Source organism: Variovorax sp. OV084 (assembly GCF_900111625.1).
Lineage (GTDB): Bacteria > Pseudomonadota > Gammaproteobacteria > Burkholderiales > Burkholderiaceae_C > Variovorax.
Genome location: NZ_FOII01000020.1, coordinates 24228 through 44875, shown reverse-complemented (window position 1 = coordinate 44875; position 20648 = coordinate 24228). Strand labels below are relative to the sequence as shown.

19 protein-coding genes are annotated in these 20648 nt (G+C 65.2%); 9 read left to right on the top strand and 10 right to left on the bottom strand.

Translation table 11 applies throughout. The annotated features are described in order from the left end of the window. Nucleotides 1-306: 306 nt before the first annotated feature. From BMW87_RS34855 to BMW87_RS29710, 7 genes are all read left to right on the top strand, one after another. Complete coding sequence (locus BMW87_RS34855) at nt 307-513, top strand: hypothetical protein (RefSeq protein WP_143062622.1); 207 nt, start codon at nt 307-309, stop codon at nt 511-513. Continuing rightward, complete coding sequence (locus BMW87_RS29740; protein WP_093081197.1) at nt 510-1283, top strand: sensor histidine kinase; 774 nt, start codon at nt 510-512, stop codon at nt 1281-1283. The genes BMW87_RS34855 and BMW87_RS29740 overlap by 4 nt, the downstream gene beginning before the upstream one ends. A 162-nt stretch (nt 1284-1445) precedes the next feature. Next, nucleotides 1446-1793 (top strand): hypothetical protein, encoded by a 348-nt coding sequence (locus tag BMW87_RS29735; protein WP_256216975.1) that lies wholly within the window; start codon nt 1446-1448, stop codon nt 1791-1793. A 134-nt stretch (nt 1794-1927) separates the two neighbouring features. Further along, nucleotides 1928-2758, top strand: a complete 831-nt coding sequence (locus BMW87_RS29730; RefSeq protein ID WP_093081194.1) for an alpha/beta fold hydrolase — start codon at nt 1928-1930, stop codon at nt 2756-2758. Nucleotides 2759-3129: 371 nt separating this feature from the next. Further along, nucleotides 3130-3759: a response regulator transcription factor gene (locus BMW87_RS29720; protein ID WP_093081189.1), complete on the top strand. Its 630-nt coding sequence runs from the start codon at nt 3130-3132 to the stop codon at nt 3757-3759. After that, entirely contained in the window at nt 3756-4376 is a 621-nt protein-coding gene (locus BMW87_RS29715; RefSeq protein WP_093081187.1) for a LuxR C-terminal-related transcriptional regulator, read from the top strand. Before BMW87_RS29720 ends, BMW87_RS29715 begins: the two co-directional genes overlap by 4 nt. After that, nucleotides 4369-7074, top strand: a complete 2706-nt coding sequence (locus BMW87_RS29710; RefSeq protein WP_093081184.1) for an ATP-binding protein — start codon at nt 4369-4371, stop codon at nt 7072-7074. Before BMW87_RS29715 ends, BMW87_RS29710 begins: the two co-directional genes overlap by 8 nt. Here the strand turns inward: BMW87_RS29710 and BMW87_RS29705 are convergent. The 10 genes from BMW87_RS29705 to metC form a co-directional block, all read right to left on the bottom strand. Next, complete coding sequence (locus BMW87_RS29705) at nt 7065-9794, bottom strand: ATP-binding protein (protein WP_093081182.1); 2730 nt, start codon at nt 9792-9794, stop codon at nt 7065-7067. The two genes, BMW87_RS29710 and BMW87_RS29705, sit on opposite strands and share 10 nt — an antisense overlap. A gap of 426 nt (nt 9795-10220) precedes the next feature. Beyond that, nucleotides 10221-10577, bottom strand: a complete 357-nt coding sequence (locus BMW87_RS29695) for a c-type cytochrome (protein WP_256216972.1) — start codon at nt 10575-10577, stop codon at nt 10221-10223. Between the two features lie 10 nt (nt 10578-10587). Then, nucleotides 10588-12348 (bottom strand): GMC family oxidoreductase, encoded by a 1761-nt coding sequence (locus BMW87_RS29690; protein WP_093081177.1) that lies wholly within the window; start codon nt 12346-12348, stop codon nt 10588-10590. Between the two features lie 21 nt (nt 12349-12369). Beyond that, complete coding sequence (locus BMW87_RS29685; protein ID WP_093081174.1) at nt 12370-13119, bottom strand: gluconate 2-dehydrogenase subunit 3 family protein; 750 nt, start codon at nt 13117-13119, stop codon at nt 12370-12372. Between the two features lie 43 nt (nt 13120-13162). After that, complete coding sequence (locus BMW87_RS29680) at nt 13163-13393, bottom strand: hypothetical protein (protein ID WP_093081172.1); 231 nt, start codon at nt 13391-13393, stop codon at nt 13163-13165. Between the two features lie 443 nt (nt 13394-13836). After that, the gene (locus tag BMW87_RS29675) at nt 13837-14316 is read right to left on the bottom strand and encodes a carboxymuconolactone decarboxylase family protein (protein ID WP_093081169.1); all 480 of its coding nucleotides are present in this window, start codon (nt 14314-14316) and stop codon (nt 13837-13839) included. Between the two features lie 126 nt (nt 14317-14442). Continuing rightward, complete coding sequence (locus BMW87_RS29670) at nt 14443-15360, bottom strand: MBL fold metallo-hydrolase (RefSeq protein WP_093081166.1); 918 nt, start codon at nt 15358-15360, stop codon at nt 14443-14445. A 353-nt stretch (nt 15361-15713) separates the two neighbouring features. Then, the gene (locus BMW87_RS29665) at nt 15714-16493 is read right to left on the bottom strand and encodes an amino acid ABC transporter ATP-binding protein (RefSeq protein ID WP_093081163.1); all 780 of its coding nucleotides are present in this window, start codon (nt 16491-16493) and stop codon (nt 15714-15716) included. Next, entirely contained in the window at nt 16490-17140 is a 651-nt protein-coding gene (locus BMW87_RS29660) for an amino acid ABC transporter permease (protein WP_093081161.1), read from the bottom strand. Before BMW87_RS29660 ends, BMW87_RS29665 begins: the two co-directional genes overlap by 4 nt. A 10-nt stretch (nt 17141-17150) precedes the next feature. Next, a complete protein-coding gene (metC, locus tag BMW87_RS29655) occupies nt 17151-18308 on the bottom strand; it encodes a cystathionine beta-lyase (protein ID WP_093081158.1) in 1158 nt (385 codons plus the stop codon). Between the two features lie 109 nt (nt 18309-18417). Between metC and BMW87_RS29650 the strand changes: the two genes are divergently transcribed. Further along, nucleotides 18418-19371, top strand: a complete 954-nt coding sequence (locus BMW87_RS29650; RefSeq protein ID WP_093081156.1) for a LysR substrate-binding domain-containing protein — start codon at nt 18418-18420, stop codon at nt 19369-19371. A gap of 123 nt (nt 19372-19494) precedes the next feature. Further along, a complete protein-coding gene (locus tag BMW87_RS29645; protein ID WP_093081308.1) occupies nt 19495-20346 on the top strand; it encodes a transporter substrate-binding domain-containing protein in 852 nt (283 codons plus the stop codon). The last annotated feature ends 302 nt before the right edge of the window (nt 20347-20648 follow it).

Below are 20648 nucleotides of genomic sequence, written 5' to 3'. Positions count from 1 at the left end.
TCCGATGGCGACGATCGGTTTGCTCGCGATGGGAAATGCCTCGAACGCAAATTTTTTCATTCGACGATCCAGTCAAGAAGATGAAGGCGGCAGTCGTTTGGACCGCACGATGCGGCGGAAGACTGTCTGCCGGACCTCGGGGACGCGCCCCTTCGAGATGCAAGACGGCCGGACACGGGGTTTTGTGACAGGGATCGCGATTTGCGCGTTGCATGCGCTGCAAATGCCGTTGTCGGTGCTGTGGAGCGATTGGATGCGACGCGGGGCCATTCAGGAACCCCGCTCGCGTGAACGAAGAGTCCGGAAATGACGAACGATGCGCCTCGAACGGTTTCCGGCGATTGGTGTTTGGCCGGCAACACGGTGCGCTACCGCAGCAGCCTTCTCCGAGCGAATGCGGCTGCCTACGATCCGTTCGATCGCGAGCACCAGAGAACAACGTCGTTCATCACCGAGGCCCCCTGTCGCGATGAATCCGGGGTGGCCGCATCAAGAAGCACGGATTCCTCGTGAAGCTTTATCCCACCGGGGGCGCGCAATCCGCCCTCCAGACCCCACAAGACATTCGTGCTGCAACGAGCTTGCGCTGCGCGACCCGCGACCGGGCGCTGGCCGTCATCTCGCACGAACTCAGGCAGCCGCTGAACGTCATCCAGATGAACGCCAGTCTGCTCCAGCGCCTGCCCGCATCCGCGATGCCGTTGCAACTGCAAGGCATCGCCCAGGCGATGCAACGCGCCATCGAAAGCCAGACGCGGCTGATCGACGACCTGCTCGATTTCTCGCGCGTGCGAACCGGCAAGCTGGCGCTGCGCCGCGCGGAGGTCGACTTCGGTGCGCTCGCGCTCGATCTTGTCGCCGCGTTCGGTGCACGCTGGCCCTCGGGGCGCATATGCGCGGAGGTGCAAGCGGCCGATCCGTTGATCTGCCATGCCGACCGGGTGCGGCTGGAGCAAGTCGTCGGCAACCTGCTGGACAACGCGATGAAGTTCTCGCCCGCCGGCGGTGAGGTTCGGGTGCGCCTTTCCTCGGAGGACGGCTTTGCCCGGCTTGCGGTGGCGGACAGCGGCTGCGGTATCGCGCACGAGTTCCTGCCGCATGTCTTCGGCCTGTTCAGCCAGGCCGGCACCGGGGAGGGCGGCTCGCGCGGTGGGTTGGGCATCGGCCTCGCGCTGGTTCATGGCCTTGCGGTCGCTCACGGCGGTTTCGTGAAGGCAACCTCCGCGGGGCCCGGACGCGGCGCCGAGTTCAACGTGTGGCTTCCTCTTCATCAATGCGCCTGACGGTGCGTCGCACATTGATGCCGGGCGGGCAACACGGCAGTACCTCCCGCATGTCTACCGCAACCCAGATGCGAAACCTAGCATTCGAACCATGCCGCGATGTTCGCGAAACGGAGCCCAGCCGTCCTGAGGCCAGGGCGATCGCGCCCTCGAGGAATCACCATGAAGCAGCGCATTCATTCCCTCGCGCAATCGGGCGTACCACGCCGCACGCGCAAGGAACGCGAGCAGGCCGTACAGGCAGCCATCGACGCCGCACCGCGAGGCGCAATGGATCGCGTCTGGAGCGCGGGATACATGGCCGCCTCGTTGCTGGCCATCGTTGCGGCCTGTGCGGTCGCGGGCGGCGAGGCGGCGAACGCGGAACTGCGTTTTGCCGCCGTTGCCATCGGTGCGGCGCCGCTCGTGCAGGACATTTGCTCCACGGGCGCCGCGCCGCGTCCCAGTCCGCTGACGCAGGCATGCGCAGTCGCCCTTGCGCATGGGGGGCACGCCTCTGGCGCGTGTTGAACCGCAGCTCACCGCCGCAGACCGGTTTTCAGAACGAGCGAAGGCCAATCGCCTGTACCTGTCGCTCGCGACGCATCCCACCACGGGATGCGAGGTTTTCAAGTCAGGCCATCCGTTCAAAAAAGGAAATCAGCATGAAAATTTTTTCGATCCTCGCGCGCGCGTTCACAGCCATCGGCATCCTGGCGTTGCACTTCTCGGCCCCTGCAGGTCCGGCCACGGCGGGTGTGTCGCCGGGCAGGCCCACCATCGTGCTGGTTCACGGTGCATTCGCCGAATCGGCCAGCTGGAACGATGTGGCGCGCGACCTGCGTGCGCGCAGCTTTCCCGTGGTCGCGGCCGCCAATCCGCTGCGCGGCGTGAAGTTCGACGCGGACTATGTGGCTGCCATCGTGAGTTCGATCCCCGGGCCGGTCGTGCTGGTCGGGCATTCGTATGGCGGGTCGGTGATTTCCGCTGCGGCAGTTGGAAAGCCCAATGTCCAGGCGCTGGTCTTCGTTGCGGCGTTCGCGCCTGAGGTAGGCGAGTCGGCGGCCGAGTTGTCGGGCAAGTTCCCCGGCAGCACGCTCGGCCCGACGCTGGCCGCACCGGTGATCCTGCCGAACAGCGGCAAGGACCTCTACATCCAGCAGGACAAGTTCGGCAAGCAATTCGCCGAAGACGTGCCGCCGACAGTCGCCCAACTGATGGCGGTGTCGCAACGCCCGATCACGGAAGGTGCCCTGGGCGAAGCGGCGCCTGCCGCCGCCTGGAAGAACGTGCGATCGTGGTTCATCTACGGCGACCGCGACAAGAACATTCCGCCTGCAGTGCTGGCTTTCATGGCCGAGCGTGCGAAGTCGATGAAGACGGTCGTGGTCAAGGGGGCTTCGCACGTGGTCATGATCTCGCGGCCGAAGCTGGTGAGCCGGCTGATCGTCGAAGCCGCCGAAGCCGCTGGTGCGGTCGCGACGGCAAAACCCTGACATTGCGCGCCGCTCGCGTCCTGATGCGCCCGCGCCCATGAAGCTGCCGCCACTGCCTCCTCGCAACGTCTGGTTGGAATGGCTCAAGAACGCTGGCTGCGCCGCAGCCTTGACGTTCGCAGTCGGCGCCGGCGCAGTGATTGCCGCCTCCGAGTCGCAGGAGCCCACAGCCGGGAATGCCATCGTGGTGCTCTGCGGCGCAATCGGGCGTTGCCAGGGCGCCGTGAATCCGGAGCCGTCTGTCCCCCGGGGCGCAGTGGTGCAGTCCTTGGCGCATCTGCATCCTTAACAAGACTTGACACCGTTTAACTGGCGACGGGTTCGCCAACTGCACAGACTTCCACCCATGACTTCCAGAAGGACTTGAGCCCATGACCGCGCCTACCCAGGCCAGGCAGATCCATGTGGCGGTCGCACACCGCGATCCGTACGTGGCCGCCGGCATCGCATCGTTGCTGCGCTCCCGCGCCGACTTCGTCGTTCAGTCCGGCCTCCCCGAAACCGATGGCGACGGCGACCCCGTCGACGTGCTCGTCACGGACTACGCAACCGGCGTTCACAAGGCGACGAACGTCCCGTCCAGCCGGAATCGCTCCACGCTGAATTCCTTCCTCGTGGTCACGGACCAGAGCACTGGCTGGCAGATTCGCCGCGCCGTGGACGCCGGCGTGCGCGGCTATCTTCTGCACGATTGCTCGGTCGAGGAACTGTCGGACGCGGTGCGCTGCGTTGCAGAGGGCCGCAGGTACCTGTCTTGCCCCGTGGCCGACCAGTTGCTGGAGAACATCTCGGCCGCCGTACCGACCGCCCGCGAGCTCGAAGTGCTCCAACTCATCGCGGAGGGACTGCCGAACAAGGAGATCGGCCGGCGCCTGGGCATCGGCGAAGGCACCGTCAAGACCAATGTGAAGGCGATCCTGCGCAAGCTCGAAGAGCCGACGCGGACTGCCGCAATCGGCGAAGCCTTTCGCCGCGGACTGCTTCTGGAGGCATCGCCATGACCGGTGCCGTCGATCTATACGTGCGTGTGTGCCATGGCGATCCGCTTGTCATGGCCGGTCTCGTCGAGCTCGTCGGCCAAGAACCGGGATTCCACGTGCAGGCGGGCAATGCGCCCGACGAGGGCATCGTGGACGTGATCGTGGCCGACCACGCCTGCGCATTGAGCCTGCTCGCTTCGGCATCGGCACTGGATCAACCGGGCGCGGCAGGCGGCTTTCGTGTGCCGCGCGTCATCGTCCTGACGCGGCGGGACAGGGAGGGCGAGGTCATGCAAGCGATCGCGAGCGGGGCGCATGGCTATGTGCGCCAGGACGCGAATCCGGCCGAGCTGATGGATGCCATCCGCCACGTGGCGCGGGGAGGCTCTCCCTATCTCTGTAAGCACACGATGACGCTTCTGAGGCACGGCAGGCCGGGCGCGGGATTCACCGCCCGGGAAGAGGACGTGCTGCGCTTTCTGGTGAAAGGCGATTGCAACAAGGGAATCGCCCGCAAGCTGAATATCTCCGCCAATACCGTCAAGGCACACGTCTCCAGGATCTGCGAAAAGCTGCATGTCGGCTCGAGGGTGCAAGTGGCCGTAAAGGCGACGCAGCGCGGGCTGGTCCGTGTCTGAGATTCGCCGGTGGCGCTTCGGCGCCTTTACGCTTTGGGAAACCGAGCCAAGGCTGGAGCGCGACGGGCAGCCGGTGCGGCTCGGTTCGCGCGCTATCGGCCTGCTGGTTGCACTCGTCGGTCGCGCCGGGGAAGTGATCAGCAAGGACGAACTGCTCGCGGCGGTCTGGCCGGACACGGTGGTCGAGGAAGCGAGCGTCCGGGTCCATATGTCGATCCTGCGAAAGGCCCTGGGTCCGCCCGGCGCAGAGGATGGATGCCTGGAGTGGATCGCCAACATTCCGCTGCGCGGCTATCGCTTTCTGGGGCGTGTGCATTGCGAGTTCGCGCCGTCTGCCGTCGCCGCGCAAGTAGCACATACATCGCTGCCGGATGCGCTCGCCGCATTGCCCGCTCGCGTCACCAGTCTCGTGGGGCGCGAGGTGGAGATCGAGCGCGTGCTTGGCATGCTTGGGGCGAGCAGGCTGGTCACGATCGCAGGGCCCGGGGGCGTGGGAAAAACCAGCGTAGCCATCCGCGTCGCCGCACGCTACCGGGAACGGCTGCAAGCCCCGCTCGGTTTCGTCGATCTCGCACCTCTGACGTCGCAGGACCACGTGCTGACGACGATGGCGCGCGCCATCGGCGTGCGAGGCGGCGTGCCGGACATCGAGGAAGCTGTCGTCCAGCGCCTCGAAGGCCAGCCGATGCTGCTGCTCGTGGACAACTGCGAACATGTCATCGAGAGGCTGTCGCCACTCCTCGGCAGGTTGCTCACGGCGTTGCCCAGGCTGCGGGTCCTTGCAACCAGCCGCGAGGTGCTTCGCGTGGCAGGCGAGCACGTTTTACGCTTGATGCCACTGGCGGTCCAGCAGTCCCAGCCAGGTTCCCTGGCGCATGCCTTGCGCTCGCCGGCGGTGCAGTTGCTCGTCGAGAGAGCGCAGGCCGCGGGCGCCGGCGCATTCGATGACGCGAGCAGCGGTCCGCTGACCAGGATCTGTCGACAGGTCGACGGAATCCCGCTGGCGATCGAGTTGGTCGCGGCCCGCCTCGGGGCCCAGCCCGTGGGCGAGCTGGCATTCAGGCTCGACGATCACATGCGTCTGCATTCGACGGCCAAGCAGCCCTCGCTGGCGAGACACCGCACGCTCGCGGCGACGCTGGACTGGAGCATCGGCCTGCTGGGCGATACCGAGTTGCTGCTGTTTCGCAGGTTGTCGGTGTTCCGCGCCTACTTCGGCATCGCGGCAGCGCTCAGCGTGGCGGCCAGTGCGCTCGACCCGGATGTGGCATCCGACGCGCTGCTGAACCTCGCCAGCAAATCGCTCGTCGTGTACGACACGGACCAGGCCGCGGACTCGCCATACCGCCTGCTCGACACCACCCGCAGCTATGCACATGCACTGCTCGTGCAGGCGGACGAGAATGACGCGGTAGCGAAAAGCCATGCCCTCTTCATGCTGGACCTCATGGGCGTTGCCACCGCTGACCTCGCCTCGCTGGACGCCGATGCGTGGACGCAGCGCTACCGCGGCTACCTGGAGGATGTTCGCGCGGCCCTGGATGCCTGCATCGGACACCACGACGAAATGACGATCGCTGGCGCGCTCACCGTCGCATCGGCGCCGCTCTGGTTCCGCTTGTCCGAGGTGAGCGAATACCGGGATCGCGTTCGCGCGGCGCTGGACCAGGTCGATGCGCTGGAGATCCCCGACCGCCTGACGGCCGGGCGGCTGGAAATCGCGCTCTACAACGCGTTGTGGCACACCGGGGGCACGGTGTCGGAGATGACGCAGGCGTGCGAGCGGGCACTGGCCTGCGCGCTGGAACTCAAGATAAAAACGCTCGAATTCCAGGCGCGATGGGGCCTTTGTGCACTGAACGTCACGCGCGGTGCGTACACGCCGGCGTTGCGGCATGCCGAGTTCCTGAGCGAGTTCGCAAGCCACTCGACCAACGCCGTGACGCGCAACCTGTCGCATCGGATGCTGGCGCTCGCCAATCACTTCTGCGGCGCGTTCGCCGAGGCCAGGGCGCACGCCGAAGCAGCCGCGGACGCGGACGACGCGATCCGGCGCAACCATGTCAACGCCTTCCAGCCCGACGCGCGCACCACGGCAATGGCCATTCTTGCCAGAACGCTGTGGATCCAGGGCGAGAGCAGTCTTGCCATGACCACTGCCATCCGTTGCGTGGAGGAGGCTGAGGCGCTGGGGCACGCGCTGTCCTTTTGCGTTGCGCTCTTCTGGATCTGTCCGATGGCTATCTGGGCTGGCGAACAAGAAGCCGCCCGCGCCTGGACCGACACGCTACTGCAACAGACCCGGTCCAAGGGATTTGCCTACTGGCATGCCTGGGCCCTTTGCTACGACGACGCGATGAAGCTCGGCGAGGTCGACGATGCCGGCGCACACATCGAGGCCGTCGCGACGAAGGTCCTGGCCATGGATGAACCCCGCAGGGAAATGATGGTCACCTTCTGCGACCGGTGGGTTGACGATGACCTGGTTGCTCGTGCGATGCGGGGCGAAGGACAGTGGAATGCCGCCGAGGTTTACCGTGCTGCAGGGCGGCGTATGGAGCTGCAGGGCAACGACGCCGAAGCCGAGACGCTTTATCTGCAGGCCCATGCTCTTGCGCGTTCGCAAGGCGCACTCGCCTGGGAACTGCGTGCGGCGGGGATGCTGGAAAGATTGCGGGCCAGGGCGGATCAGCGTTGAGGTGCCTGCGCGCCCGGCAGGCGGGCCCGCGCCAGCGCGGCGCGCTGTTCCCAGGCCACTGCGCCCTGTCGCCTGGCGGTCTCGATCGCCCGCAGGTAGAAGGCCTCTGCCTTGTCGCTCGCAGCGTTTTGCTCCGCGCGCCAGCCGGCGGTGCGCCAGACTTCGGCGGCGACCCATGGACTTTCTCCGCGCGAGACGCGCTCGATCAGGTCGTCGTCGACCCAGTCGATGCAGAAGGTGGCGAGCATCTCCCTGTGGGGCGCGTCATAGGTTGCGAGCTGGCCGGCCACTTCACGGACATAGAGGTCCCGGTCCGGCGCGATGCTCAACTGCAGGCCTTGGGAGAACCACTCGGCATAGCGCAGCCAGCCCACCAGGCCCTTGCGCTGTGCTTCGTCTGTCATCAGGTGAATCCATCCGGCGGCGAGCTCGAGTTCGCCGGCCCACAGTGCGACGGGGCAGGCGCCATACAGTGCGGAGCACAGCGAGACGGACTTTCCGGCCGCTTGCGCCCGGTCCACCGCGTCGCTGGCCTCTTCCAGGGCCCTGGCAGTCTCCCCTTGCACCCAGAGGGTTCGGCTCAGCATGGCTTTTGCGGCAACGATGGCGTTGACCCCCACCATGTTGGCGCGCGCATGACCGAGGCCGCCGCCCACGCGCACGGAGGCTTCGCTGTGCACCCTTGCCACAGCGAAGTGGCCGCAAAAGTGATTCGCCATTGCCATCACGCGGTGAGCGAGATTGAGCGCGGCCGGATCGGACCAGGATTGCGCGGCCGCCATCAGCGTGTGCGCCTGATCGAGGGCCGCCGAATACTCGCCGCGAAACATGTCGTGCGTGCACCGTCCCCAACGGGCTTGCAGTTCCAGTACAGGGATCTTGACGGCGAGTGCTCCGGCCAGCGCCTCGTCCGCGGCGGCACCCAGCTCCGGTGTGGACCTGCCGGTGTGCAGCAAAGCGCTGACCAGGGCCGTGTTCAGCCAGGTCGCCGTTTCGGTGTCGCGCGCGGGTTGCCGGTCGACCAGCGCCAGCGCTGCTGAAACGCGGTCGCGGTATTCGACGACCTGGGCCAGGTGAAACCACAGTGGCGCGGAAGCCGTCACCAGCGAGGCGGCCATCTTCGCGTCGGGCTGCTGCGTCACGCAGACCTCAAGCGCGAAGCGCACATCGTCCAGGCGGTGCGCGTACCGGTCGGCCCAGGCCTGCTCGGTGAGGTCGGAGAGCTCCGCCGCCGCAGCCTTCATGAGGTCGCGCATGAGCACTGCATGGCGCCGCAGCAATGCCGGTCGTTCATCGCTCTGCGCGAGAAGCGCCGCGGCATAGCTTCGCGTCGTGTCCAGCAGCCGGTACGGCGCGACGGCGTCGTTGCTGTCGAAGAAGACCAGCGATTTGTTGACCAGCGAGATCAGTGCGTCGAATGCCACCTCGGTGTCCATGCCGCCGGCGCTCACGCCGAGTGCGGATTCGACATCGAAACGGCCGCGGAACACCGACAGCCAGCGAAAGAGCCGCAGTTCAGTATCGCTCAGCAGCGCGATGCTCCAGTCCAGTGCAGCGGCCAGCGTCCGGTGCCGTGCGAGTGCGGCGCGGCTGAACGCATAGAGGCGCATATGGTCGTCCAGCCTGCGCGCCAGATCGGCGACCGGCTGGACACCCAGGCGCGCGGCCACGAGTTCGATAGCCAGGGGAATGCCGTCGATCTGCCTGGCGATCTGTGCCAGCAGGGGGCCATGCGATTCGTCGAACGCGCCCGCACCCGCGGCCTTGGCCCGCTCGACAAGCAGTGCGACGGACGGCCAGTGCAGAGCCTGCGTGAGCGAGATCTGCGCGGTGTCCGGGATCGCCAGCGCCGGCAGGCGGAAGACATACTCGCCCGTCACGCGAAGCGCCTCGCGGCTGGTCGCGAGGATGCGCAGGCCGGGCAGCAAGGAAAGCAAGCCGGCGATCGGCAGGGCCAGGGAATCCACCACGTGCTCGCAGTTGTCGATCAACAGCAGCACGGCGCGCCCCCTCAGGCGCTGCGTGATGGCCTCGACGATGTTGGGCAGGTCGGCGGGAATCCCCACAGCGCGCGCCAATGTGCCGAGCACATGATCCTGCGAAATCAGCGACGACAGATCGATGAAGGCGATCTCGGTGCCGTACCTGTGCTGGTGGTTCTCCGCCACGTGGATTGCGAGCCGGGTCTTGCCGATGCCGCCGGTGCCTGCGATCGTGACCAGCCGGTGAGTTCCGAGTGATTCGAGAACGCTCGCCACATCGGCTTCGCGACCGACAAGCTCAGTCAACCGAACCGGCAGCGGCGTGAAACCCGGATCGGGCAGCAGTGCCACGGGTTTGGTCGAGATGCCGGTCGCCTCGCGCCGGACACGCCCATTGAAGCGGTAGCCGCGCAGCGGAACGTTGGAGATCCACTCCTTGCATTCATCGCTCTCGCCCGGCTCCCCCAGCGTCTTGCGCAGCGTGGACATGTGAACGCGCACGCTGGCCTCTTCGACCACGACGCCTGCCCAGACCGCCGCGAGCAGGTCGTCCTTGCTCACGAATTCGCCGGCCCGCTTGATCAGTTGCAGCAGCAGATCGAAAGCGCGTGGCCCCAGCCGGATGGTCTCGCCGGCCCGCTCGAGCCGGCGCTGCGCCTCCCAAAGAACGAAGAGACCGAAGTACCACCGGGCTTCCGTCGACGCCAGGTCAGATGGGGCCTCGGGCTGCGCTTGCATCAGGTGTCTGCGGGCGGCCCGCCTCAGGCCGCTGCGAACCAGGCGCGAGCGGCGCAAGGTGATTGGCTGTGAATGAGGATCGGGGCGATGGTTTTCATGGGCAGAAACTCAAGTATCCATTTGATCGTAGCCGGGAACGAGCGACATCGGGCTAGGCCCTGCTGCCCATGGGTCATCGGATCATGTAGCTCGATGCCTCCGTCGAGATCCAGCGCCGCCTCACCGCGCAGTTCGCGCATCTCGCAGCGTGCGCAACGCACCTGAGGCAGAGGCACAAAAAAGGGGCAAAGGGATCGCGAGGCAGGCTCAATCGGCAATGCCCGGTCGGCCCCCCAGACGGACAAGAAGCACCCGGTCAAGGCGCCATCGATTTGCACAAGAGGCCGCCAGGGCGTGACGGTGGTGTCGGCCGCCCAGCAGACCCCGCTATCGCAGCGTCTTCAGATACCTGACGAGTTCTGCAACCTCCCCCGGGTCGGGAACGCCCGCAAAAGGCATTCGGTTGCCCGGCACGGCCTGCTGCGGATCGCTCAGGAACGCCGCCAGTGATTTGTCGTCCCAGGTGATCTGTGCGTCTTTCATGGCTCGGCTGTAGCCGAACCCCGGCGACGAGCCGGCCTTGCGGCCCACCACGCCGGCGAGTGGTGGCCCGATGGCGGCCGCGCCTTGAGCCGTATGGCATGCCGCGCAGGTCGTCCACGTCTTGGGCGGCTGCACGGCCGGCTGACCATGTGCCAGGTTCACGAAAGCTGCAGCGCAGGCGGTGAGAAGGAGTGTTCGCATTGCAGTCTCCTCAAAGCATGCGCGGCTGCTTTGCATAGCGCACCAGGTCATCGCCAAGGCGCAGCGCCAGTGCCGCCAGCGGGCCCGTGGGGTTGTATCCCGCGTTGTGCGCATAGACCGAGGCGCCGACCACGAAGAGGTTCTGCGCATCCCAGTGCTGAAGCCGTGGCGACACCACGCTCGTTGCGGGATCGGCGCCCATGATCGTTCCGCCCGTGGTGTGCGTTGTCTGGTACTGGCGCGCATCGAAATCGCCTCGCCGGGGTTGGGGCGCGCCGACCGTCGTGGCACCCATCGCGCGCGCGATGCCGGCGGCCTTGTTCGTGACGTACTCGCTCATGCGGTGGTCGTTCTCGTGGAAGTTGAAGGTCATGCGCAACAGCGGCGAACCGTAGGCATCGCGGTACGTCGGATCGAGGTCGAGGTAGTTCTGGCTGTGCGGGTAGTTGCTGCCGTGCACCGCGACGTTGAAGGCGTGCGCGTACCAGTCGGCGTTGGCCTGCTTCCAGGCCGATCCCCAGCGCGGCGTTCCGGCCGGATGCAGACGCGCGTTGATGGGCCGGCCGTTCGTCACGTTCGAGTAGATGTAGCCGCCGCCGAAGAAGCCGAGCCCGGCGTGGTCGAAGTTGTCGCCGTTGAATTCGTCCACCACCATCTGCGAGGCGCCCGAGGCCATGAACGGGTTGATGAAGCGGTCCTTGAAGAACACCGGCACCGACGACATCACCTGGTAGCAGAAGTTCTTGCCGACCACGCCCTTGCCCGTCTTCGGGTCGTAGGGGCGCCCGATGCCGCTCGTGAGCAGCAGCTTGGTGTTGGTCATGGTGAAACCGGACAGCACAACGACATCGGCCGGCTGCTCGTACGTTCGCGCGGTCTGCAGGTCGATGAACTGCACGGCCGTCACGCGCCTGGCGTGCTTGTCGTAGACGAGGCCGGTCACCTGCGAGTGAAGACGGATTTCGAAATTGCGTTGCTTCTGCAGCAGCGGATACAACAGCACCGCGGGGCTCGCCTTGGCATTGGCTTCGCAGATGAAGCGCTCGCAATGGCCGCAGTACTGGCACGGCGCGAGGCTTGCGCCATCGGGGTTGGTGTAGGCGCGCGGCGAGTTGGCTGCGGGCAGCGGGAACGGCTTGTAGCCCAGGCTTTGCGCGGCAGCCTTGAAGATGCGGCCCGACTCGAGGATCTCGAGCGGCGGCTGCGGAAAGTCGCGTTTTCTGGGGGCCTCGAAAGGATTGCCGCCTTCGATCCGTTGCCCGCCGACATTGCCGGCCTGCCCCGCGATGCCGAAGAGCTGCTCGAACAGGTCGTGGTACGGCTCCATCTCCGCGTAGCTGACGCCCCAGTTCTGCACGGTTATCTCGCGCGGTATCGCGGCCTTGCCGTAGCGCGATTCGAGGCGGGTGCGCAGGGCGGGGTCGTACTCGGCCCAACGCCAGGTCTGGCCGTTCCAGTGGTTCGCCGCGCCACCCATGCCTTCGCCGGGGAGGAAGGCTTCCATGCGGCGCACGGGCAGCGCGCTCTCGCTGGTGGCATGACGCAAGGTGTAGGTCTCGTTAGCCCAGTTCTGCACCAGGCTGTTGCGCACGCCCCAGCGCAGTTCGTCGCGTTGGTTGGGCAGTGTGGCGGCCGCACTGCCGGCGAGATCGCCGCCGCGCTCGAGGACCAGCACGTCGATGCCTGAGTTCATCATCTGCCGCGAAGCCAGGCCGGCGGTGAGGCCGCCGCCGACGAAGACGACGGCGCGTTTGGGAAGTTTGTGGGTCATGGGGATGGGTGGGTGGGGCCTTCAGCTGAAGTCCTCGATCGACTGCGGCTTGGCCGCACCAGGGAAGGGCAGGCCGCGGTACTGGACCACGTTGCGCCCGTGAAAAGCGGGCAGGCCGGGGAAGCCAATTGCGCGCCAGAAGGCCTTGTCGCGGTTGCCGCCGTACATCGGATCGGCAAAGCAGGCCTGGACGAACAGCGGATAGAAAAAGTCGTTGAACCACGCACCGAGTGCATAGCGCTCATCGTCCATCCGGCCGGCAGCGACATCCTGCAGCAGGGCGTCGAGTCTGTCGGCTTCGAGCTGCTCGATGGCCTTGCCTGTGCGTTGCTGAGCTTCGCGGCGCAGCACCGCGAGGCCAGCCTTGAAGTGCTGCTCTGGTGTGAGCGGCGACTGGTAGCCGTGCTGCGGTTTGCCAGGGTGCCAAGGCCCCTGTCGATAGAGCTGGTCGCCACGTCCCCAGGCGCCGGCCAACTGACGATCGATGTACAGGTGCAAGCCGCAATCGACACCATTCGGCGTCAGCGCATCGGCCGGGCACATCACGTTGACGAGGGCCTCGACGCAGGCGGCCTCTTGCGGACCCAGCGACAGGTATCCCGATGGGCGAGCATGGTCGGTGGGGTGGGCTGCGGCGTTCTGCGCTGAAGCGAGGGGGCTGGCGAGGCCACCCAGCAGCGCGGGCGCCGCGAACGCTGCGACGCTGGACGCGCCGCCAATCTGGCGCAGGAAGAGACGCCGCGCAGGTGGCTCTTGGTCATTCATGGACATGGGGGTCTTTCTTCGAGGGGCGAAATTCGTGCTGACGCATCGATCAGAAGGGCTCGTATCGCGCGGCGCCCACCGTTTCTGTCGGCGTGATCGGCGTGCGGTCCAAAGGCTCCTGGGGCATCGGATAGGGCAGATCAAGCGAGAGAAACGGACTCGCGACCAATGCCTCGGCCGCCGCCTGGGGAAGCGCGTCGGCGCCTGCCGGCTGGATCGCATAGATCGATATCGAGGTGAGACTGGTCAGCAGCGCCGCGAAGAAGATTTTTTTCGTCATCAAATACTCCTGAAAAATTGATGGAGCCATCGAGTGGGGAAGCCGTTGAAGGCAGATGGACGGTCATTGCTCGGGATGTAAAAAAGTCCGTTCGCCATGCATCTGTCGCACTCAAATCTAGGTTTCGACGGTTCGATGCGGTAGGCCTGCCGAGCGAAACGCCGCAGTGACCCAACTGCATCAATGGCGGCGCAACATCGCTTCAGCTTGACCGACTGCGCACGCTGAAAAAGCACGGCTGCGCCACCCGCGACACCGCGAGAAAGAGTTGGAAGCAAAGGAGAGGAGGACGCTGGAGCTGCAAGGTGCAGCCACCGATGGCGAGAGGAGGCTGCGCTCCCAAGTCGCCGTCGAAACCCCGGCGCGAAGAAGGCAGCGCCGCCGCGCGAACAGCAAGCGGGCCGGCACCGCCAGACCGGTGCCCGTCCGCTTTCTGAAAGGACTCAGGAGAGGTTGGCCTTGTCCAGGCCGAAGGCCTTGTCGGAGGAACCAGGCACGGTCTGGAACGCGACGTTCACGCGGTTCCATGCATTGATGGCCATGACGCTGAAGGTCAGCTCCGAGAGTTCCTTTTCCGACAGCTGCGTGCGCACGCGCTCGTAGATGTCGTCGGGCACGCCTTGCTCGGGGATCTTGGTCAGCACTTCGGTCCAGGCCAGGGCCGCGCGTTCGCGCGGAACGAACAGCGTCGATTCACGCCATGCCGCCAGATGGTGAATGCGCAGTTCGCGTTCGCCATGGATCTTGGCTTCCTTGATGTGCATGTCGAGGCAGAACGCGCAGCCGTTGATCTGCGAGGCGCGGATGGCGACGAGGTCCCGAATCGTCTGCTCGATGATGCCGTTGTCCACGAGCGTGCTGAACTCGATCAGCTTCTTGAAGAGCTCGGGCGATTGCTTGATGTAGTTGAGGCGATGAGTCATGTGTGGCTCCGCCCTCAGTGCGGCTGAGGTACCCGTTCGCGAAGAGCGCGAGTGAGAAGAAAAATCCTGTGCATCGACGATGCGGCGTAACAGGCCGGCGGCCTGCTTGCGCGCCGTAGGCCGCGATCAGTAGTCCCAGATGATCGGAACCCAGCGAAAGATGTCACCGTCGATCGCCACCCGGCCAAGGGAAGGGAAGGGCAGGTGAGCGGCCACCAGCAGCCCGCGGTTCTGCGCCATTTCGCGCAGGAGGCCGATGCGAACTTCGGCCGCTTTCTCCGGGTCGTGCTCGAAGCCGTTCTGCCAGTCAGGGTGGTCGAACGCGACCGGAAACATGGCGTCGCCGGCGAACGTCAGGCGCTCACCGCCCGACACCAGGTCGACCACGCTGTGCCCTGGTGTGTGGCCGCCGGTACGGCGGACCACCACGCCCGGCGCGACCTCGCGGCGCTCCTCGAAGGTCTGGATGCGATCGCGGTATTCGTTGTAGAAGCTCTTAGCAGTCGAGCGGAGCACCTCCGGCACCGGCTTGGGCATCACCGTGTGGGAGAAATCGGGCGAGATCCAGAAATCCACCTCTGCCTTGGCCACGTGGATGCGCACGTCGGGGCGCAGGCGTTCCTTGATGCCGGGAACGAGCAGCCCGCCCACGTGGTCCATGTGCATGTGGGTGAAGATGACGTCGGTGACGGACTCGAGTTCGATCCCGGCCGCGGCCAGACGCTGGGGAAACTGCCCGGCGCGGGGAAAGCCCGGGAACTGGCCGCCCAGGCCGGCGTCGATGAGGATGGTCTGGTCGCCGCTGCGGGCCACCATCACGTTCAGCGGCCAGTCGTACTTGTCGGGCGGCATGAACATCTGGTCCAGCCAGCTCGCCAGATCTGCCGGGTCGGCGTTGGTGGCCATGGTCGAGGTGGGCAGCGGCAGCACGCCGTCACTGACCACCAGCGCGTCGATATCGCCGATGCGCAGCGCGTAACGGGAGGGCACCGGATCTATGGGCTTCTCGCTCGTGGGTTGCAAGGTGTCATCTGTGGGGGACATGGCGGAATCTCCAAAAGGGCGGCCCGGTTGCGCGGGCCTAACCTGCCAGGCGACTGGCAGCAAGTTGCCGTTCAACTCCCAGGGGTTGTCAGGCACGGGTCACGGCAGAAGGCCGCATGCCGTTGATCGTAGGGAGGGGGGACGCGCGCCGGTAGGCTCGTGAACGGACGCACAGTGGTGCCTGATACGCAACAAACACATCAATCTCTTGATCGGTGGTGACGGTCTTCGGTCACCCGGTTCGAGGCGAGACTGTGAGAAGCCGCGTTGACTGCGAAACTTCAAGGCGCGCAGACCGAGGGCCTTAAGTTTCCTTCGCAGCTGGGTCGTTCCAGCCCTGCTGCGTGTGGCAATCAGTCTTCGATCAACCCAAGGAAATCTCGCGAGCGCTGGCTTGCGGACGGTCCGAAGAAATGATCGGGCGACGCGTCTTCCGCGATCACGCCGCCTTCCATGAACACGATGCGATCGGCGACGTCCTTCGCGAATCGCGTCTCGTGTGTCACAACCAGCATCGTCATGCCTTTTTCCGCAAGATCGCGCATCACCTTGAGCACCTCGCCGCGCAGTTCAGGATCGAGCGCGGAGGTCGGCTCGTCAAAGAGAATGACTTCAGGGTTCATCGCCAGGGCGCGGGCGATGGCCACGCGCTGCTTCTGCCCGCCTGAAAGGCGGCCCGGGTACTCGTGGGCCTTCTCCAACAGGCCGACCTGCGCGAGCAGGTCGAGCCCGCGTGGCAGCGCCGCCGATTTGCGGATGCCTTGTACCGACACCATTCCCTCGATCACGTTCTCCACCGCCGTCATGTGCCCGAACAGGTTGAAGGACTGGAACACCATCGCGGTCTTCTTGCGGATCTCCCGCATCTTGTGACGGGTGTCGCCCGAAGGCTTCGGACCCGCGTCGGCAATCTCGATGCCGCACATGCGGATGGTGCCGCGGTCGGGCATCTCCAGGAAGTTGAGCGAGCGGATCAGCGTGGTCTTGCCAGAACCCGAGGGACCCATGATGACTACGACTTCACCGCGCGCCACGGTGAGATCGATTTGCCGAAGCACGTGGTTTGCGCCGAAGCTCTTGGCCAGACCCTGTACCTGCACCGGGGCAGTGGTGTGAGTGGAGGATGTGTTCATGTGTAGCGCTTCGAGAGGTGGCTTTCAAGCCAGGTCTGCAAGATGGTGAGCACCTGGTTGATGAACCAGTAGATGGCCCCGACGATGAGGAACATTTCCATGTAGCGAAACGTCGCGGCGCCCAATTGCTCGGCCACGCGGGTGAGCTCGACCACCGTGACCGTCGAGGCGAGCGATGTGTCCTTCATGAGGCCGATGAGCCGGCTGCCCACTGGGGGCAGGGCGATGCGGAAGGCCTGCGGCAGCACGATGCGAAACAGCGTCTTCCAGTAGCCCATGCCCATCGCCCACGCAGCCTCCCACTGGCCCTTTTCCACGGCCATGATTCCGGAGCGGAAGTTTTCACTGAGGTAGGCCGCGGCGAACAGGCTCAGCGCGAGCAGCGCAGAGGGAATCGGAGAGATCACGATGCCGTAGCTCGGCAGACCGAAGTAGATCAGCAGGATCTGTATCAGAAGCGGCGTGCCGCGAAAGATCGACACGTACGAAAAGGCGAACCAGCGCAATGGCCGAAACGGAGAGATCCGCGCTAGCGCTACCAGCAATCCCAGCACGCAGCCACATAAGAATGCAGACAGGCCGAGGCCGAGGGTGACCAGCACCGCTTTCTCGAGCAAGGGCAGTGCCCTGAGGAACAGGTCGAGCATCGGGGCCTCCTCAGGGTGTGTGCAACAGCGCGCCGTAGCCCGCCAAGCCGGCTTCCAGGTCGGCGATGAGGTCGTCGGTGTCTTCCAGCCCGATCGACAGGCGGATTACCGGCTGATCGGTGGCAGGGAACACGCGGTCGGCCTGCAACGCCGCGGGATAGTAGGCCGCCAGGCTGTGCACCCCGCCCCAGCTTGCGCCGATGACGAACTGCTTCAGTGAATCGAAGAAGCCGTGGAAGGCACGCTCCGGGCCGGGCTTGAGCACCAGCGAAAACAGGCAGCCGTTGGTGCGGAAATCGCGCTTCCACAAGGCATGGCCGGGGTCGGATTCAAGCGGTGGGTAAAGGAGCCGCTCGACCTCGGGTTGATCGGCCAGCCACCGCGCCACGCGCAGCGTGGATGTGCTCTGGGTTTCGAGCCGCAACTTGAGGGTCTCCAGCCCACGCAGCACGAGGAAACAGTCGTCCGGGCTCACTTGCTGGCCGAGGATGCTTTGCGTCTCGCGCAGCACGTCGTAGTGCGCATGGTCGTTCATGCTGATGCTGCCCATCAGCAGGTCGGAGTGGCCGCCGAGGAACTTGGTGGCGGCCTCGATGCTGAAGTCGACGCCGTGATCCAGCGGTCTGAAGCCCAGCGGGCTGGCCCAGGTGTTGTCCATCATCGTGAGCACGCCGCGCCGGCGCGCCACCGCTGCGATGGCGGGCGTGTCCTGCATCTCCATGGTCACGGTGCCGGGCGACTCCATGCAGATCATGCGGGTGTTCGGCCGGACCAGCGAATCGATCTCGGCGCCGATGGCAGGTGGGTAGAACTCCACCTCCACATTCATTTGCGCGAGCCACTTCAGCGCGAAGGTCTTGAGCGCGCCGTAGCACGCAGCCGACACCAGCAAGTGGTCTCCACCACGCACGAATCCCATGACGGTGGTCATCAGCGCCGATTGCCCTGAGGGTGTGACGATGCAATGTCGCCCACCCTCGAGTGCCGCGATCTTCCTCTCAAGGCCTCGCGCCGTCGGCGTGCCGGTGATGCCGTAGCTGAAGCCGTCGGGCTGCCGACTCTTGCGCTGGACAAAGTCGTCGAAGGTCTTGAAGACGACCGTCGACGCGCGCATTACAGGCGGCGACAGGCTCTCAAACTGATCATTAGTTGTGGCAATTGATTGCATCTATGCTATTCGTCCAGGTTAGGTTGTCTTGGCGATGCGGTGGAGTATTTGTCAGGCCTCCTATCAACTCAAGAGCGTGGATTACTTGCTCGATAAACGGAGGTTATGGATGGAGAAGCGCGACATCGAGGTCTTTCGTGCGGTGATGCGCGCCGGCACCACGAGCCAGGCGGCGACCCTGCTAGGCGTGTCGCAGCCGGCGGTGAGCCAGTCGCTGCGCAAGTTCGAGTTGGCGTGCGAGCTGCGCCTGTTCGAGCGCGTGCGGGGTCGGCTCGTGCCCACGCAGGAGGCCCTGGCGCTGATGGTGGAGGTGGACCGCTATTTCACCGGCCTGGAAATGATCGAGCACCGCATCCGCAGTCTCAAGTCGTTCGGGCTCGGGCGCTTGGCCATCGGCTCGCTCCCGGCGCTGGGCACGGGCTTCATGCCGCGCGCCATCGCGGCCTTCGGGCTCGACAAGCGGCAGATCCAGCTGTCGTTCCAAGTCATGAGTTCGCGTGAGGTCTATCAGCAGGTGTCCGCCGGACAACTCGACTTCGGCCTCATGGCGGAAGAGTTGTCGGTGACGGGCCTCGAGCACTCGCCTTTTGCATCGGTGTGCGGCGTCATCGTCATGAACGCGCAGCATCCGCTGGCGAGGAAGAAGGTGCTCGACGCCAACGATCTAGCGGCCCACCCGTTCATCGCGCTCAATCCCGAAGATGTGGGACGACGCGCATTGGAGGAGGTGTTGGCGGCGCAGGGCAAAGTCCTGCGGCCGGTGATCGAGACGCCTTACTCGAACTCGGTTTGCGAGTTCGCGCTGAACGGTGTGGGCATGGGAATGGCGCACCCTGTCATGGCCTTGGATTACTTGTCGCGTGGCCTGCTGCTCAAGCCGATGGCGTTCGACATTCCTGCCACATCGTTGCTTGTGTTCCGGCCCGGCATGCCGCTGTCGGACAACGCGAAAGAACTGCTGCGCGCCATGCGCATCCAGTTGGATGCGGACTTCAAGCGACTGCGCGAGGTCCTCGGCCGCTCACCGGTCTCTGCGGTCAGCAGGGCACCTAAACGGGGATAGTAGTTTCCCTGATTGGTGCATAAGCTCAGCTTATTGAGCAACTAGCGGCGCCGGATTGTGGCGAGGCAGTGCGGCGCGACAAGATGGCGCCCATTGGATCGACCTACAACTTTGGACCGCGACATGAATCGAACACGCCCCCTGCATCGAAGACTGCTTTGCACACTGGTTGCCGCTTCGGCGATGGCCATCGTGATGGCCACGCCCACGTGGGCACAACAGCAACCGCGCGACATCCTCGCGAATGCGAGAGCCGCGGGCGTGATCCGGATCGCGAACACACAGGCCAGCCCGCCGTGGAGCATGCTGGACGACAAGAACCAGCCAGCGGGATACGACGTCGAAGTGGCGAAGGAAGTGGCCAAGCGCATTGGCGTGGCCAGGGTCGAGTTCGTGGCCGACCTGTTCAAGAACTTTGTCGAAGGGCTCAAGGCCGGCAAGTACGACCTCGTGATGAACGACCTCACGCCGACGATCGAGCGCGAGAAGCAGGTCGACTTCAGTGCCGCATATGGCCTGGAGGACTTCCGCATCTTTGTGCGCAACGCCAACAACGACATCAAGGACCGGCCTGACCTGAAGGGCAAGCGCATCGGCGTGACCGCCGGCACTAGCAACGAGTCGTGGTCGCGCGAAAATCTGCTCGGCTCCGAGATCGTCACCTACGACAACGGCGGACTCGTGTTCAACGACCTCGCCATCGGCCGCGTCGACGCACTCATCAGTTCGCACTTCGGGGGCATGAAGTACGCCACAGTGAACAAGCTGCCGATCAAGGAGGTCGGCCCGATCCTCACCTACCAGCTCTCGGCCGCGGCCATGGCGAAGAACCAGCCAGCCTTACGTGAGGCCGTGAGCAAGGCGGTGAAGGACATGCGCGCCGACGGCACCATCGATCGACTGTCAAATCGCTGGTTGGGCGTGAGTTACCAGATGTCCGTCGAGATCGCGAAGGCGGAAAAGCCATGGAGGTGATCGACGGAGCTTCGCGGTGCCAACGATGGCTCCGACCCCGACCCTGACTCCGACGACGGCCATTGCTGCATTGCCGCCGTTGATTGCAGCGAACATCCGCTCGTCGCGATGCCGCCAGCCGCCGATAACTTGGCATTCTCGCGGCGCTCGTTATCGCGAGCTGATGAAGCGCTCATCACAACATGGTGCCGGCCCTAGCTGTTCACCAAAGCTGGCCTTCGTAAACGCCTGCTTCTCGTGAGTTGAGGGTGGCAGCAAGCCCAACCAACGGTAAGGGGGTATTTACGTGCCTTTGGCTATGG